Here is a 13,719-nt window from a genome sequence, read left to right on the forward strand (position 1 = left end):
CGGCCACGGCGGTCAGGACACCGTGCGGGTGAGGAATTCCCGGATCAGCGTGGCGATCTCGGGGCCGTGGGTTTCCAGGGCGAAGTGGCCCGCGTCGAGCAGGTGCAGCTCGGCGTCGGGCAGGTCGCGCAGGTAGGCGCGGGCGCCGTCGGCTCCGAAGATCTCGTCGTGTTCGCCCCAGGTGATCAGCACCGGCGGGCGGTGTTCGGCGAAGTACTTCTGGAAGGCCGGGTAGCCGTCCAGGTTGAACTGGTAGTCCCAGAACAGCTGCAGCTGAATCTCCTTGTTGCCCGGTCGATCCAGATACGCCTGATCGATGGTCCAGCTGTCCGGGCTCACCAGGTCCTGCCGATCGGCCGGGACACCGTGCAGGTACTGCCACCGCGTCGCGTCGGCCTCGAGCAGCTTCCGAACGCCCGGCTCGTTGGCGGCGCGGTCCTTGGCGTGCGCGAAGAGGATGTCCCAGAACGGGGTGAAGCCCTCGAGGTAGGCGTTGCCGCTCTGGGTGATGATCGCGGTGACGCGCTCGGGATGGGCGGCGGCGATGCGCAGGCCGATCGGCGCGCCGTAGTCGTGGATGTAGAGGGCGAATCGATCGAGGCCGAGCGCGTCGAGCAGGCTCTCGGTGATCTCGGTGAGTTTGTCGAAGCTGTAGTCGAATTCGTGCGCCTGCGGCATGGCCGAGCGGCCGAAGCCGATGTGGTCGGGCGCGATCAGGTGGAAGTCGTCGCCCAGGTCGCGCATCAGGGTGCGGAACATGGCCGAGCTGCTGGGGAATCCGTGCAGCAGCACGAGCGTGGGCTTGGACGGGTCGCCCGCCTCGCGGTAGAAGACGGGCAGGCCCTGGATCTCGATGGTTTGGTGGCGCACGGCGGTCATGTTCTCGGCCTTCCAATTTCGTACCGATCAGTCTTTCTAACCGGTTATCGATTGATGGAAGGTTAGAAGGCTCGGGTATGTTCCGCCGCACGCCGAATTCGCCGTGTGATCGTCGTCACGCTCCGGCGATTTATCCCCTGACCTGCGACCACAGTCGCAGATAGACCTCCGCGCCGTGGAAGACGTCGGTCATGATCTCCGGTCCGCCGAGCACCCGGACCGCCTCGAGCCAGTCCGCGTAGTTGCCGTAGGTGGCGGTGCCGTCGACATTGATGTCGAAAGTCCGCTCGCCCCAGCGTTCCCGGTCGAAGGTCACCGCGCCGTCGTGGGAGGTGAAGGGGTACTGGATCACGCCCGCGCCGAGCGGCGCGCCCTGGCCGCCGAGTCCGTTCATGTCGGAGCCATAGCCGAATCCGAAATCACCGGGACGCTGCATCGCCCGGGCCTCCTTCCAGGCCTTGACGAATCCCGCGGGCCCGCCCGCGTACGGGGTGGCGAATCCGCCTACCGCGTAGACGCGTTGGGTGGTGCGCTCGGAATCCCAGCCGTGCGAGGACAACACGCCCGGGTAGTGCCGGGCCTCGATGATGGACATGACCTCGTCCGCGGTGGCCTCGCTCAGGTGATCGATCTCGATCAGGAAGCCCTGGTCGATCATCTTGTTGATCAGGTATCTGCCCAGCTCGGTCAGTCCGCGTGCGTTGCAATGCGTTCCGGCCGGGTACAGGGGGAGGGGAGCGCCGCCGAGCAGCGGACCGGTGAGCTTGGCCAGGAGCTGGTTGATGTCACCGGCGATCGGCACGGAGGGTTGTGGCTGGTCGTGGCCGGGGCCGGTGCAGGGCTGCACATTCCAGAAGGTGCCGGTCTGCAGGAAGTTTCCGGCGTTGACCAGCAGGCCGGTGGTGTTGCTGTCCATCTTGGTGCCGCCGAAGGCGTTGTCGAACTTGTGGACCGGGAAGAAACTGCTGACGCCGAGCGCGCGTAGTTCGCCCAGCCACCGGTCGACATCGGCGGTGCCGCACTTGGGTTGGCCGAGGAAGACGCCGCAGCCCATCGGGTCGGACAGCTCCATGCCGAGGATCACCGCGAGCTTGCCCGACGCCGCCACCTGACGCGCCTGCGCGGGATCGGTGACGATGCGGAAGAAGCCCTGACCGGGGCCGCCCGCCTGGGCGTCGATGTAGTCCTGGAGGGCGCGCATGTCCGCGGCCTGGGTGCGCACGGAAGTCATGTCGTCGCACGGGTTCCGGCGGTCGGTCATGATCGTGCAGAGTGACTCGTTGTCGACCAGGTCCACGGTCATCACCCGCAGACCCGCCTTCCAGCTGCGCTGGATGCTGGTCCAGTAGGTGCCCTCGGTGCTGAGCTTGGAGGGTTTGGGCCAGTCCCGGAAGGTCGGCCACCCGGCGGTGTCGGATGTGCGGGGGCCGCCGTAGTCGAGGAAATCGGCGACCAGGCCGTTGGATCCGGTGCGATCGGACGCGCAGTCGGGCAGCGCGTAGGTCACGCCGTAGGGGTGCCACGGGCGGCCGCAATGGAAGTCGCCGCCGAGGAATTCGTAGGCGGAGACGTGCACGTGCGCGTCGATGGTTCCGATGATCGAACCGTCCGCGCCGACGCTTCGGCCGGGGGTGCCGGTGGCGCTGTCCTGGGCTTCGGGGAAGTCCGCGCAGCCGGTGGCGGGGACGAAGGTAGCCGGGGTGCTGGTCTTGGTCGCGGCGTTCGAGAGCGTGAATCCGGTTGTGCCGGAACCCTCCACCTTCCAGACCGCGGTGACGGACGGATTCTTCGCGGGGTGGATCGAGCCCGCCGAGGCGTCGACGACCTCCTTGGTCCGTCCGTACAGCAGGTACTCGCCGAGCGTGGTCGCGTGCATCCGGAACGGTCCCGCGGCCGGCGCCACCGGTCCTGCGGGGGTGTCGATGCGGTAGCAGCCATTGACCAGGGAGTAGCGGGTCTGCGACGGATCGGGGGTGGGGTCAGCGGTCGCGAAACCGGTGCCGGGGCCGAGGGTTCCCGCGGCCAGCAGAACCGTGCCGAGGGCTGGTAGGTACTTCACGCCGACGAAAATACTATGCATCATAGTTTTTCGCGGATGAATCTCAGATCATGATCAGATAGGCGACCGCGGTGATCGATCCGATGGCGACGACCGACGCCGCGGGAGCCAGCAGAATTGTCCCGACGACCAGGAGTAGCGCCCGGCGGCGCCCGGCGGCGCGGGATTCCGGTGGGGCCGAGAGGCATTGCAGTCGCAGCTCCAGCGACTTGTCGACCAGGTCCAGCGCGGTGGTCGTGTGGGAGGCGACCGTCCGCAACGCGGCCGCGAGCGCCTGCGGGCCGGCCTCGGCCGCGGCCGCGCGATCGGCGGCGAGCTCGATCAGCGTGGTCATGGCCGCCGGTGCGGCGGCGAACAGCGGGATCCATGGGAACGCGCGCGCGAAAACCTGGCAGACGCCGAGGATCTGATGATGGAATCCGCGCAGATGCGCGTGCTCGTGGGCGAGCACCGCCCGCCACTGCGCCTCGGTCAGGCACCGCGCGAGACCGTCGGTGACCACGACATACCCGCCGCGGCCCGCGACACTGTAGGCCAGCGGCACCGGATGCTCGAGCCACACCAGGTCCGCGCGGGCGGCGTCGGCGCGGCCCAGCACCTCGACCAGCTCATTGTGCTTGCGGCGCAGGGCCGCTCCGCGTTCCCGATGCCCGAGGGCGATCCGCGCCAGCTGACCGGTCGGTGCGGTGAATCCGATGGCGGTCACCGGCGCGACCAGCCCCGCCGTCCAGGTGACGACGATCGGCTCGAGCGCGCCCAGGCACGTCAGGGCACTGCCGACGAAGGTCTCGCCCGGCGGATAACCCGGCCACGCCAGCGCGATCAATGCCAGCGCGACATATCCGAGCGCGGCGGCGAACGCGCCCAGCCAGGCGGCCATCCCGATCGCGGGGGCGGCGCTGAAATCGATGCGGGACAACGCCGCCGGGGTGGCCACCGCGACCGCGCCGGCGGCCACCAGCAGGGCCGCGATCAGGATCACCGGCGGTGCTCGTCGTCGGACAGGCCCCGCCGCAGCGCCTCGACCTCGTGGGCGCTGGCGGTGCGGGCCAGATGCAGGAGTACCGCCGGCGCGTCGGGGCTGGCGTCGAGGATTTCGCGCAGCAGGTCGGTGGTCGCCTCGGCGCGCGTGCGGCTGGGGCGGTAGCGGTAGGAGCGCCCGACCTTCTCGCGCAGCAGCCACTGCTTTTCCCACAGGTGGGTCAATACCGTCAATACCGTGGTGTACGCGGGAACTCGCTGGTCGTCGCTGAGCCGATCGACCACGTCGTGAACCGACAGCGCCTCGGAACTGTCCCACAGCACGGCCATCACCCGGCTCTCGAGTGCGCCCAGTCCTTTCATCACCCTCCTCGGTTCGACGGCCAATCTACTATTCGCCATAGTTTCCCGGGGCGTGATACCGATCCTCTATCGGAACGCCACGGAAACGTCTCTCCGACAGGTACTCTCGATGCGGTGGGACAACGTGTGCTGTTCTCGCTCGTGTGTATCGTTCTGGCGGCCTGGGGTGTGGTCGTCACGCCCGGAAAGGCCACCGCCGATTCGTGGTTACCGCCGGTGGGCGGGAATTTCCTCTGGGGTGTGTCCAGTTCCGGATTCCAGAGCGAAGGCTTTGCGCCGGACAGTAATTGGAGCCGGTTCGCCGGATCCGGTCGCGCCGAAGGATATGGGAACTCCGTCGACTTCCTGCATCGATACGGCGAGGATATTCAGAATGCGGCCGACTTGGGTGTCGGCGTCTATCGCGTGAGCGTGGAATGGGCGCGTGTGCAACCCAACCCCGGCGAATGGGATTTCTCCTTCTACGACAGCATGATTGCGCGGATTCGCGGCGCCGGAATGCGGCCGATGATCACCCTCGACCATTGGGTGTTCCCGGGCTGGGCGGTCGATCGCGGCGGCTGGCGCAATCCGGGGATGGTCGAGGACTGGCTCACCAATGCCCGTGCGGTGGTGGACCGTTACGCGCGCGCCGACCCGCTGTGGGTCACCTTCAACGAGCCCCTCGCCTACGTCGGCAAGGAGCAGGAGATCGGCGATATCGGCGCGGGCGACGTGGTGCCCATGATCGATCGGATGATCGCCGCGCACCGCGCGATCTACGACCACATCCACGCCCGGCAGGGCGGCGCGATGGTCACCAGCAATATCGCCTTCACCTCGGTCGGCGCCGACCAGGCCGATGCCTCCTTCATCGACCGGATCGCGGACAAGATCGACTATGTCGGCGTCGACTACTACTACGGCGGATCGCTGAGCAACCCGCCGAATGTGCTCGCGCAGCTCACCAACCAGCCGTCGCCCCTCATCCTGGAGCCCGACGGCATCTACTACGCGCTGCGCCGCTACGCCCACCGGTTCCCGGGCCGCCCCCTCTACGTCGTCGAGAACGGCATGCCCACCTACGGCGGATCGGCCACCACCGACGGCATGACCCGCGCCGACAACCTGCGCGACACCGTCTACTGGGTGCAACGCGCCAAGGCCGATGGCATGAACGTCATCGGCTACAACTACTGGAGCATCACCGACAACTACGAGTGGGGCAGTTACGCACCGCGTTTCGGCCTGTACACCGTGGACGTGACCAGCGATCCCGGCCTGTCCCGCCGTCCCACGCCCGCGGTTCCGGCGTTCCGGGACATCGCCCTGTCGGGCGGCGTCCCCGCGGGCTACGTGCCCACCCGGGCCCCGGCCCTGTGCTCCATCCAGGACCTGCCCTCCAGCTGCGTCAACCCCGTCGCTGCTCCGGGTCGCTGACCCAGTCCCCGTCGTGGGCGTTCAACTCGTGCCGCATCGTCTGCCGGAGTCGATCCAGGGCCCGGAGGAACGGCTCGTGGACCGCGTGCCACTCCGGTGAGCCAGCGGGCCGTCGCCCGACGGTCATGCTGGTCTCGATCAGGGCCTCCCGGATATCGCGCAGCTTCCGATACGCCTCCGCGGCGTCCTCGCGGACCGCCCTGGCCGCCACCAGATCCAGCTCGTACCCCACCGCCACCAATGAGAAGGACCGGAAGGCCGCGGTCACGGCCTCCCGGTCCAAGGGGGTCGGCTCGTGCAATCCCAACGCCTGCATGGCGGTATCGGTCTGCACGAGTGTGGTCAGGTACTTCACGTAGATCTCACGCTTGGTGTCACTGAACCGCTGGGACTTCTCCCGGCGCGCCCGCGTCGAATCGATCGCGAGCGTGGTCGCGGCCCCGACGGCCGCCCCTCCCAGCGTCCCGACGACCGCCAACCATTCCAATGCCACAACTGCCCCCGGTCGACTGCAATCGGGTGCCGGATCTCGGTCCGGCACCCTCTCCGAAGGAGTCTAGGCCCTGGTGGGGGTACGGAGCAGATCGTCGAGATCCATTGCGGCCGTGGCGTAGTCCATGCGTCGGTGCAGATGGCGTTCGGAGATCCGTTCCACCAGCAGGGGAACGAACTCACGCACACGGTGGCCCTCGAAATCGCGATGGACCCCGTGCACGACCTCGCCGATGAACCGCACCGTCAAATCGGGAAACCGAGCGGCCAACCGCGCGACGAGTTCACTGATCTGCTGCTCTTCGTCGGAATGCGTCATGCCTCCAGCCCTCCTGCATCGCGGTGTTCGATGCCGGCACCCGTACCGCCCTGCGGGTGACCAGCGAAGTGGACAACGGCCCGGAGCCCTGCGGCTCCGGACCGTGCCTCTCGATTGTTACGGCACTCAAACGAGCATTTCTCCCGCAAATGACTATTTGGCACTGGTTGTCAGCGACTAGGCACAGTGAAAGGACCAAATGTAAGTACATCTGCAACAGTGACTTTCACGCACACTTCGCGCGGAATGCGGAATTTCCTCCGCAATGCCGGAAAGGGGCTGGTTAACGGCTGGTTCCTAGGACCGCTCGGGGTGGTTGGGGCCGATGGTGGGCGAGACTTTCCGCCATTCGTCGGCCCACTCGGCACTGTGCCGCCGTGCCAGGAGCCGGTCGGCGCACCAGGCGAGAAATGCCGCGCCGCAGGCGGCCCCGAGGAGGACGAGGACGCCTGTGCTGACGCCCTGCGCCACGGCGTCGGAATCGGAGCGGGGCGGGGTGGTGTCCTGCCCGGTGGCGTCGACCCAGTGCACGACCTTGTCGCCCCGCTCGGCGGTGCCCGGCACGTCCACGAGCGCGATATTGGTCTGACCGTGGATATTCCACTGCACCATGGCCTGCGGCGCACCGGGCGCCACGCTCTGGCCGGCAGCGCGGGGGAGCCGGATCGGATCGGAGACGACGGTGGCCGTGACCGAGGTCTTGGTCGCGTTGGCGGCGTGGATGCGGGCGGCGGCGGTATCGGCGGTCCTGAACCCGGCGCTGACCGCGAGCGGGACGCACGCCGCGACCAGCAGCACGGCGAGCATGCGCCACGCCGCCTGGAATCGATCGGACCGTCGCATCAGCCGGTTCCGGCTCCAGGGAGCCGTCCGGCGGATTCGCCGCACGAGCTTCCGCACGTTGGCGCGGTACCCCGTGGCGGCCGCCCCAAACGGTCAGAAGCTGCCCAGCGGGTCCTGGTTGTCGAAGATGTATTTGTCGCCGTTGTACCAGGTGACGATGACCGAGGAAGCTTCCTCGGGCTCCTGTCGGCAATAGGAGACGCCGGGGAACGGGAGGGACGAGGATTCTCCGCATTGGTAGGCGTAATCGTCGGCGAGTTTCTGTGTCTCGAAGCGCTGGCCGAGGCCGCCGTAGCTGCCGGGGACCCAAATGGAGTCGGGGCCGGTGAATACCCACAGAATGCTGCCGAACAGCCACGCGTAGAAGAGATAGGTGGCGGCGACCGCGCCCGCGCAGAGCACGATGAACCGCCTGGTACGGCGTCGGCGAGTTTTCTGTTCCCGGAACGGGTAGGAGCCTGAATCGGAACTGTCCATCATGCGGTCCTCCTCAGTCGGAGAGATGACATGTTCAGGCGTATTGATCAAATCTACCGTGATCTGGTTCGAGAGTCTCCAATGAATTCGAATCGCCCTAGCGGCGTCGAAAACCGCTGAGCGGCAAGGCGACCGGTCCGCTGCTGCCCGCCGATCCCGTGTCGAGGTGGTTGAGCAGGTTCTGGATGGCGACGTACGGGTTCATCGGCTGGTCCTTCTTCCGGGGATCCGCGGCAGGTGGTTGTGACTACCGTCACGGTGTGGTCTCATCAAGATACACAGATACGCGAACTGTGTCTGTGTATCAGGCCCAATCGAAGAGGATTCACGGCTATGGATGCACACCGTCTGAGCAGGCGCGACGCATTGAGGACAGGAAGCGGCCTACTGGGAGTCGTCGGCGCCATGGCGCTGACGCCGCGCACCGTGCGCGCGGAACCCTGGAAGTGGTCGCCGGCCGATTCGGTGGTCGGCGTCGGCGGCGGGGCGGACCCGATGACCGTCTACGACCCCGACGCCGACTCCGTGCTGGCCGACATCATCGACCACGCCGACGTCCCGCAGATCAACCGGCTGCTGGCGACCTGGATCTACAACGATCAACCCCTGCCCGCCGGACTGCCGAAATCCTTGGCGGACTTCATCGAGGACGCGCGGCAGCTGCCGTCCTGGACCGATCAGGGCAAGCTGGCCAGCTCGTTCGAATTCACCAAGAAGCGGGGGACCTATCTGGGCGTGCTGTACGCGTTCGCCAGCGGGATGATGTCGACGGTCATTCCGCACGAGGCGCGGGCGGTGTACTACTCGCGCGGCGGGTCGCATCTTAAGGAGCGCATCGCCAAGACCGCGAAGTTCGGGTACGACATCGGCACCGTCAACGCCTATGGTGCGGGCGGAGAAATGGTCGTCACCTGTGTGAAGACCCGGATCATCCACGCGTCTGTGCGGCATCTGCTGCCGCAGTCGCCGCACTGGCCGTCGGATGTCACGCCGATCAGCCAGGAGGACATGATGGTCACCTGGCACAGTCTCGCCACCACCATCATGCGCACCCTGACCGCGTGGAAGCTGCCCATCCCGGTCGCGGAATCGGCTGGCTACCTGCACAGTTGGCAGTTGGCGGCACACCTGCTCGGGATCCGCGACGAGTACATCCCGGCGACCTGGGACCAGGCCGACGCGCAGGCCGCGCAGCAGCTCGACCCGATCCTCGCCCCGACCGCGGAGGGCGCCGATCTGGCGCATCAGCTGCTCAATCTGGGCGCTGATCTCGACCTGACGCTGCTCAGTCACGGCATTCTGGGCGCGTTCACCCGATTCATCATGGGGGACAAGGTCGCCGACTGGCTCGCCATCCCGCGGGAGCCGGTGTGGAGTCCGCTGTTGGAGGTCGCGTGGGGTCCGTATGTCGCGGTCCGGGAAGGCGTGTTGTCGGTGGCTCCGGTGGTCGACGCGCCCTACTGGATGTTCGACGAGTTCCTGCGGCAGTTCGTGCTCTGGTACACGGCCGAGCTGCGGATGCCGTTGAGTATCGAAATCCCGCTGACCAACCGGTGATTCGCCTGCCGATTCCGGGCGGCGCACACTGACGGGGACGGCGAGCCGCGGCTCGCCGTCGCCCACGGCCTCCGGATTCAAGGAAACAGCTAACGTATCGCTGTATCGGCAACGATGTGGAGACGTGAAACGCGATCAGGAGGACGCCGTGGAACCCGCGCCGCGCGCGAAGGAGCTCCCGCCCGGCAAGTCTCTGATCGAACGCGCCTACCTGCAAGCGGTCGAACAGGTAGACGACACCGACAGTATGCGCACCCGCATTCTCGACGCGGCCGACGAGCAGTTCCGGCGCTGGGGTGTGCAGCGGTCGACGATGGAGGATGTCGCGCGGACCGCGGGGGTTTCGCGGATCACCGTCTACCGGCGCTTCAGCACCAAGGAAGAACTGGTGGAACGCGTCATCCTGCGCGAATTCCGCCGGTATTTCGACACGTTCCTGGTGGATATCGCGGCGGCGGCCGATGTCGGGGAGCGGGTGGTCGTCGGGTTCGTGAGCTCGCTGCGCGCGCTGCGCGGCAATCCGCTGATCGGCGCCCTGATCACCGCCGAACCCGACTATTTCGTGAGCTCCCTGGTCGGCGACGGCGGCCGGGCGGTGGCCATGGTGCGGGAATTCGTGGCCCGCCAACTCCGGCAGGAACAGCGGGCGGGCACCATCTCCCCGGATCTGCGGGTCGAGGTGGTCGCCGAACTGATGGTCCGAATCTGCGCTTCCTTCCTGGCGATTCCGAGTCAGGTCGTCGATATCGACGACGACGAGCAGCTCGCGACGATCGCCCGTCAATTCCTCCTTCCCATGCTCGACCCGCCGGGTCGGTAACCCCGTACCGATCGATAGGGACTGACCCGTATGGACCCGCGCGATATCGAACTGCGCGACATCGAGATCTTCTTGACGCTGTCCGAGGAACTGCATTTCGGCCGCACCGCCGAACGGCTGTACCTCTCGCAGGCCCGCGTCAGCCAGGTGATTCGGAAACTCGAAAGCCGCATCGGCGGAAAGCTTTTCGAACGCTCCAGCCGCACCGTCTCGCTGACCCCGATTGGCTGCCGCCTGTTCGAGGACTTACAGGTCAACTACCGCGACCTGTGCGCCAGCCTGGGCCGCGCCGAGCGCTCGGCCCGCTACGGTGACGACGGCCTGCTTCGTCTCGGCGTGACCAGCAGCAGCCTCGAGGAGGTCCGCCCGCTGCTGGACGTCTTCCAGGCCCGCCACCCGAATACGAGCGTGCACATCGAACACGTCCATTTCGGCAATCCCTTCGGCGCGCTGCGCGCCGACGAGATCGACATCCTGATCAGCTGGCTCCCCATCGAGGAACCCGATCTGATCGTCGGCCCGATCCTCTACCAGGAATCCTTCATGCTCCTCGTCGGCGCGAATCATCCTCTGGCGGGACGGGATTCGGCCAGCTACGAGGACCTGGCCGACTACGGCGTCTTCGGCGCGGGCACCGATCCGGCCAACCCGGCGCCGGACTACTGGCAGAGTGCCGCCATTCCCTTCACCACCCCCACCGGCCGCACCATCCCCCGAGCCGCCTACGCCGACAACTTCCAGGACATGATTCTGCAGGTCGCCGCCGGCAAGGCCGTCTCCCCCGTACACGCCCACGCCAGCCGCTTCTACGCCCGCCCCGACGTCACGTACATCCCCATGCCAGACGCCCCACCTGCCCGCTGGGCCCTGGTCTGGCGACGAGGCGCGGAATCCGACCTCACCCGCAGCCTCGCCGCCATCGCCACCGACTTCGTGAAGGCCCGAGCGGCAGACCGCTGACTCAGCGATGCCCGCCCGAGTGGTCGTGCGAGCAGGTCGCCGACACCAGGGTCCGATTGTCGCCGTCGACCCGATAGACCAGCGACTCCGGGTGTTCGGCATCGAGGGCAGAAACCCCATGACGCCCGCCGGCCATATCCCGATCTCCTCTCATCCCGCGTGCACACTACGGGCGGAGACGGACCCTTGAACCCTCCGACGCGTGAGGAATCTCTGTGGAAGCGCCCGCGAACCCAACCCGCCTGTTGTCGTTCACCACCCCAGGTACGATGCGCCCATGCTCGCCGCCTGCGGGGGATTTCTCCTGGCCATTCTCTGGATGGACCTGATCTTCGACACCCAGCAATTCCGCCACCGCCACGACCCCGAACTACCCGAGCCCGTTCTGAATTCCATCGCCACCTACTACCACCGAGCCACCACAACCTCCCGCCCGATGCCCCACCTGATCGCCGCCGTAATGGCAATCCTCCTCGGAGGCCTCATAATCGAAACCATCCGCTGGCAAGACCCGATCTGGCTGGCCCCACTGGCAACCCTGCTGGCCGCAGCCGCCATCGCCCCGGCCATCATCCGGACAGTCTCCAACGCCGTCCGCCTCGGCGCCCGCACGGACTCCCTCCCCGAACAATCCCGCCTGGCCCGGTCGATCCTCCGCGACCACCTGTGCAGCGCGGCTTTCATGCTTACCTTCGTGGTGTTGTGGAGCGCTCGAGGACCTCTGGCCGACCTGGTCCACTGAGCGCGCCACGATCGGCTTCCCGATCACGAGGCAGCGGCGCAGCCTCGGGTGGGTGGGCCGGAGGCGAAGCGGTCGCCGAGGTAGCGGAGGGCGCCTACGGCTTCGACCAGGGCGGCGCCGCTGTGGCCGGGGATGTTCGAGAAGTGTTGTGTGAGAGTCGATCCCATGGAGCAGTAGCGGTTGATGAGGGCGTGGACGCCGGGGGCGGGGATCATTTCGTCGGCGTTGCTGTGGTAGAGGTACAGCGGGGCGTCCGGGGTGATGGAGCCCAGTTCCTGGCGTTGGGCGGCTGCCACGACCGTCGGGTGGGCGAAGAGGTCGGCTGCGAGGGAGTAGTCGCGGATGTGGGTTCCCGAGTAGGTCTGTAGGAGGCCGGTTCCGCAGCGTTTGCCTATGTCGGCGAGCATGCCGGTGCTGCGATTGTTGAGCAGGACCTCGATCTTGGCCTTCGGCTCGTTGCGAATCAGGGCCGCCGCGATCAGCAGGGCCAGCGCCGCTTTCGGGCCGCCGTCGGCCGCGCGGGCGATGGCGGGGATGTCGGCCGGGATGCCGCCCGCGGCGATGCCGGTCAGCGGCAGTTCCGGAGCGTAGGTGGCATGTAGTTGCCCCGCCCAGAGTGCCGCGTAGGCGCCGCCGGAATAGCCCCAGATCCCGGTGGGGCTGTTGGCGAGTCCGGTGGACGGGAAGCGGCGCGCGGCGCGGATGCCGTCGAGCAGGGCGCGGCCGGACATCACGCCGTCGAGGAATCTGGACTGCGGGCCCTCGTAGTCGGGGATCACCAGCGCATAGCCGAGGAGCAGCGGACCCACGAGAAACGGCAGGTCCAAGGTGGTTTGGCTATTGATGTTGATGGGGGCGCGCAGGGTGGCGGAGGGAGCGCAGGCGGTGGTGAGGGCGTCCTCGGCGCTGGCGAAAGCCACCAGCGGCCGGGCGCCGGGGCCCCGCCAGGGCGCGGTCGGTTCGATGACGGTGGCGATCGTGGTGATGGGCTTGTTCTCGGAATCCATTGTCAGATATTGGATTTGCCACACCGTGATGGGCAGCGGCGTCGCCAGTCCGAACAGCTTCACGCTGCGCCAGGCCAGCGGGTCCCCGCTCTGGTGGGCACCGAGGTCGGCGGGTGTGCTGTAGAACGGATCGGCTTCGGGCACGGGCGCGGGCGCGGCCACCGCGGAGGAGATTGCGGTAGTGAACGCGAGAACGAGCGCGCCGAGGAACAGGGCGTGCCGGGCGGTCTTCTGCACAATGCCGCATGACGTGCGGCGCCTCATGGTCTTCCGCATCGCAAGCACAGTATCCGCTGTCTTGGCTGGTCAAGCGGTCCGGAGGCGGTGTGTCGCGCCTGGATTGTCCGGCGTGGGAGAGCCTCCCGGTCAGCCGCCGGTGTCAGTCCAAATCAATGCGAACGGTCATCAGATCAGTACCGACCACCCGGACCGCCGTGCTGTTCGCCTTCGGCAACGACCGCAGCCGAGCCACCGGATCGTCCTCCGGCATCAGGTGCGCGGTACCGGTGAACCACCGTCCGCGAATCCGCAGCCGAACCCGATTGTCGGCTTCGATGTTCCGGATGTACTGCGACCGGCGCCCGAATTCCGACACGAACCAGAACGCACCACCGCTGCGCCGCCCGCCGATCGGCGTGATCCGCGGCTGCCCGCTCACCCGCCCGGTCGTCTCCAGCAGCGTCTGGATCGGCAATCGCCCCAGAATCGGATTTCCCACTCTCCGCTGGAATCCCGTCACCACAGCATGCTGGATCTCGCGCCGGTTGGCCATGCCTTGACGTTAGCGCCGCCGAAGCAGCC

The 13,719-nt window shown here is 67.2% G+C and carries 16 protein-coding genes; 5 read left to right on the forward strand and 11 right to left on the reverse strand.

Annotation, left to right across the window (positions count from 1 at the left end):
- Window positions 1-12: 12 nt before the first annotated feature.
- The 4 genes from ACFV4K_RS29980 to ACFV4K_RS29995 form a co-directional block, all read right to left on the reverse strand.
- Window positions 13-879 carry an alpha/beta fold hydrolase gene (locus ACFV4K_RS29980; protein WP_379279435.1) on the reverse strand — a complete coding sequence of 289 codons (867 nt, stop codon included), beginning with the start codon at window positions 877-879 and terminating at the stop codon, window positions 13-15.
- A gap of 130 nt (window positions 880-1,009) precedes the next feature.
- Window positions 1,010-2,938 carry a peptidase gene (locus tag ACFV4K_RS29985; protein ID WP_379279436.1) on the reverse strand — a complete coding sequence of 643 codons (1,929 nt, stop codon included), beginning with the start codon at window positions 2,936-2,938 and terminating at the stop codon, window positions 1,010-1,012.
- A 43-nt stretch (window positions 2,939-2,981) separates the two neighbouring features.
- Window positions 2,982-3,920 carry a M56 family metallopeptidase gene (locus tag ACFV4K_RS29990; RefSeq protein ID WP_379279437.1) on the reverse strand — a complete coding sequence of 313 codons (939 nt, stop codon included), beginning with the start codon at window positions 3,918-3,920 and terminating at the stop codon, window positions 2,982-2,984.
- Window positions 3,917-4,282, reverse strand: coding sequence for a BlaI/MecI/CopY family transcriptional regulator (locus tag ACFV4K_RS29995; RefSeq protein ID WP_379279439.1), 366 nt, complete (start codon window positions 4,280-4,282; stop codon window positions 3,917-3,919). Before ACFV4K_RS29995 ends, ACFV4K_RS29990 begins: the two co-directional genes overlap by 4 nt.
- 216 nt (window positions 4,283-4,498) lie before the next feature.
- Here ACFV4K_RS29995 and ACFV4K_RS30000 point away from each other — a divergent pair, with 216 nt between their 5' ends.
- Entirely contained in the window at window positions 4,499-5,701 is a 1,203-nt protein-coding gene (locus ACFV4K_RS30000; protein WP_379279456.1) for a family 1 glycosylhydrolase, read from the forward strand.
- Here the strand turns inward: ACFV4K_RS30000 and ACFV4K_RS30005 are convergent.
- From ACFV4K_RS30005 to ACFV4K_RS30020, 4 genes are all read right to left on the reverse strand, one after another.
- Complete coding sequence (locus ACFV4K_RS30005; RefSeq protein ID WP_379279441.1) at window positions 5,673-6,194, reverse strand: hypothetical protein; 522 nt, start codon at window positions 6,192-6,194, stop codon at window positions 5,673-5,675. The two genes, ACFV4K_RS30000 and ACFV4K_RS30005, sit on opposite strands and share 29 nt — an antisense overlap.
- A 63-nt stretch (window positions 6,195-6,257) precedes the next feature.
- Window positions 6,258-6,512, reverse strand: a complete 255-nt coding sequence (locus tag ACFV4K_RS30010) for a three-helix bundle dimerization domain-containing protein (protein WP_379279442.1) — start codon at window positions 6,510-6,512, stop codon at window positions 6,258-6,260.
- Window positions 6,513-6,809: 297 nt separating this feature from the next.
- On the reverse strand, window positions 6,810-7,355 hold the full coding sequence (locus tag ACFV4K_RS30015) for a hypothetical protein (RefSeq protein WP_379279444.1): 546 nt from the start codon (window positions 7,353-7,355) through the stop codon (window positions 6,810-6,812).
- Between the two features lie 93 nt (window positions 7,356-7,448).
- Window positions 7,449-7,835, reverse strand: coding sequence for a hypothetical protein (locus ACFV4K_RS30020; protein WP_357095519.1), 387 nt, complete (start codon window positions 7,833-7,835; stop codon window positions 7,449-7,451).
- Window positions 7,836-8,165: 330 nt separating this feature from the next.
- Between ACFV4K_RS30020 and ACFV4K_RS30025 the strand changes: the two genes are divergently transcribed.
- From ACFV4K_RS30025 to ACFV4K_RS30035, 3 genes are all read left to right on the forward strand, one after another.
- Window positions 8,166-9,389 (forward strand): oxygenase MpaB family protein, encoded by a 1,224-nt coding sequence (locus ACFV4K_RS30025; RefSeq protein WP_379279445.1) that lies wholly within the window; start codon window positions 8,166-8,168, stop codon window positions 9,387-9,389.
- Between the two features lie 124 nt (window positions 9,390-9,513).
- Window positions 9,514-10,209, forward strand: a complete 696-nt coding sequence (locus ACFV4K_RS30030) for a TetR/AcrR family transcriptional regulator (protein WP_379279447.1) — start codon at window positions 9,514-9,516, stop codon at window positions 10,207-10,209.
- Window positions 10,210-10,239: 30 nt separating this feature from the next.
- Window positions 10,240-11,169, forward strand: coding sequence for a LysR family transcriptional regulator (locus tag ACFV4K_RS30035; protein WP_379279449.1), 930 nt, complete (start codon window positions 10,240-10,242; stop codon window positions 11,167-11,169).
- A 1-nt stretch (window position 11,170) separates the two neighbouring features.
- Here the strand turns inward: ACFV4K_RS30035 and ACFV4K_RS30040 are convergent, their stop codons facing one another.
- On the reverse strand, window positions 11,171-11,305 hold the full coding sequence (locus ACFV4K_RS30040) for a hypothetical protein (RefSeq protein WP_379279450.1): 135 nt from the start codon (window positions 11,303-11,305) through the stop codon (window positions 11,171-11,173).
- Between the two features lie 141 nt (window positions 11,306-11,446).
- Here ACFV4K_RS30040 and ACFV4K_RS30045 point away from each other — a divergent pair, with 141 nt between their 5' ends.
- Complete coding sequence (locus ACFV4K_RS30045) at window positions 11,447-11,911, forward strand: hypothetical protein (protein WP_379279452.1); 465 nt, start codon at window positions 11,447-11,449, stop codon at window positions 11,909-11,911.
- Window positions 11,912-11,934: 23 nt separating this feature from the next.
- Here the strand turns inward: ACFV4K_RS30045 and ACFV4K_RS30050 are convergent, their stop codons facing one another.
- The gene (locus ACFV4K_RS30050; RefSeq protein ID WP_379279453.1) at window positions 11,935-13,194 is read right to left on the reverse strand and encodes a lipase family protein; all 1,260 of its coding nucleotides are present in this window, start codon (window positions 13,192-13,194) and stop codon (window positions 11,935-11,937) included.
- 103 nt (window positions 13,195-13,297) lie between these two features.
- Complete coding sequence (locus tag ACFV4K_RS30055) at window positions 13,298-13,690, reverse strand: nitroreductase/quinone reductase family protein (RefSeq protein WP_379279454.1); 393 nt, start codon at window positions 13,688-13,690, stop codon at window positions 13,298-13,300.
- Window positions 13,691-13,719: the final 29 nt, after the last annotated feature.

This window comes from Nocardia sp. NPDC059764 (assembly GCF_042732555.1).
In the GTDB taxonomy this organism is placed as follows: domain Bacteria; phylum Actinomycetota; class Actinomycetes; order Mycobacteriales; family Mycobacteriaceae; genus Nocardia.

Coding starts and splice junctions, on each gene's coding strand:
- ACFV4K_RS30050 (WP_379279453.1), bottom strand. CDS start 13,194: ATGCGGAAGACCATGAGGCGCCGCACGTCATGCGGCATTGTGCAGAAG.
- ACFV4K_RS30045 (WP_379279452.1), top strand. CDS start 11,447: ATGCTCGCCGCCTGCGGGGGATTTCTCCTGGCCATTCTCTGGATGGAC.
- ACFV4K_RS30025 (WP_379279445.1), top strand. CDS start 8,166: ATGGATGCACACCGTCTGAGCAGGCGCGACGCATTGAGGACAGGAAGC.
- ACFV4K_RS30055 (WP_379279454.1), bottom strand. CDS start 13,690: ATGGCCAACCGGCGCGAGATCCAGCATGCTGTGGTGACGGGATTCCAG.
- ACFV4K_RS30040 (WP_379279450.1), bottom strand. CDS start 11,305: ATGGCCGGCGGGCGTCATGGGGTTTCTGCCCTCGATGCCGAACACCCG.
- ACFV4K_RS29980 (WP_379279435.1), bottom strand. CDS start 879: ATGACCGCCGTGCGCCACCAAACCATCGAGATCCAGGGCCTGCCCGTC.
- ACFV4K_RS29995 (WP_379279439.1), bottom strand. CDS start 4,282: ATGAAAGGACTGGGCGCACTCGAGAGCCGGGTGATGGCCGTGCTGTGG.
- ACFV4K_RS30035 (WP_379279449.1), top strand. CDS start 10,240: ATGGACCCGCGCGATATCGAACTGCGCGACATCGAGATCTTCTTGACG.
- ACFV4K_RS30010 (WP_379279442.1), bottom strand. CDS start 6,512: ATGACGCATTCCGACGAAGAGCAGCAGATCAGTGAACTCGTCGCGCGG.
- ACFV4K_RS30015 (WP_379279444.1), bottom strand. CDS start 7,355: ATGCGACGGTCCGATCGATTCCAGGCGGCGTGGCGCATGCTCGCCGTG.
- ACFV4K_RS30020 (WP_357095519.1), bottom strand. CDS start 7,835: ATGATGGACAGTTCCGATTCAGGCTCCTACCCGTTCCGGGAACAGAAA.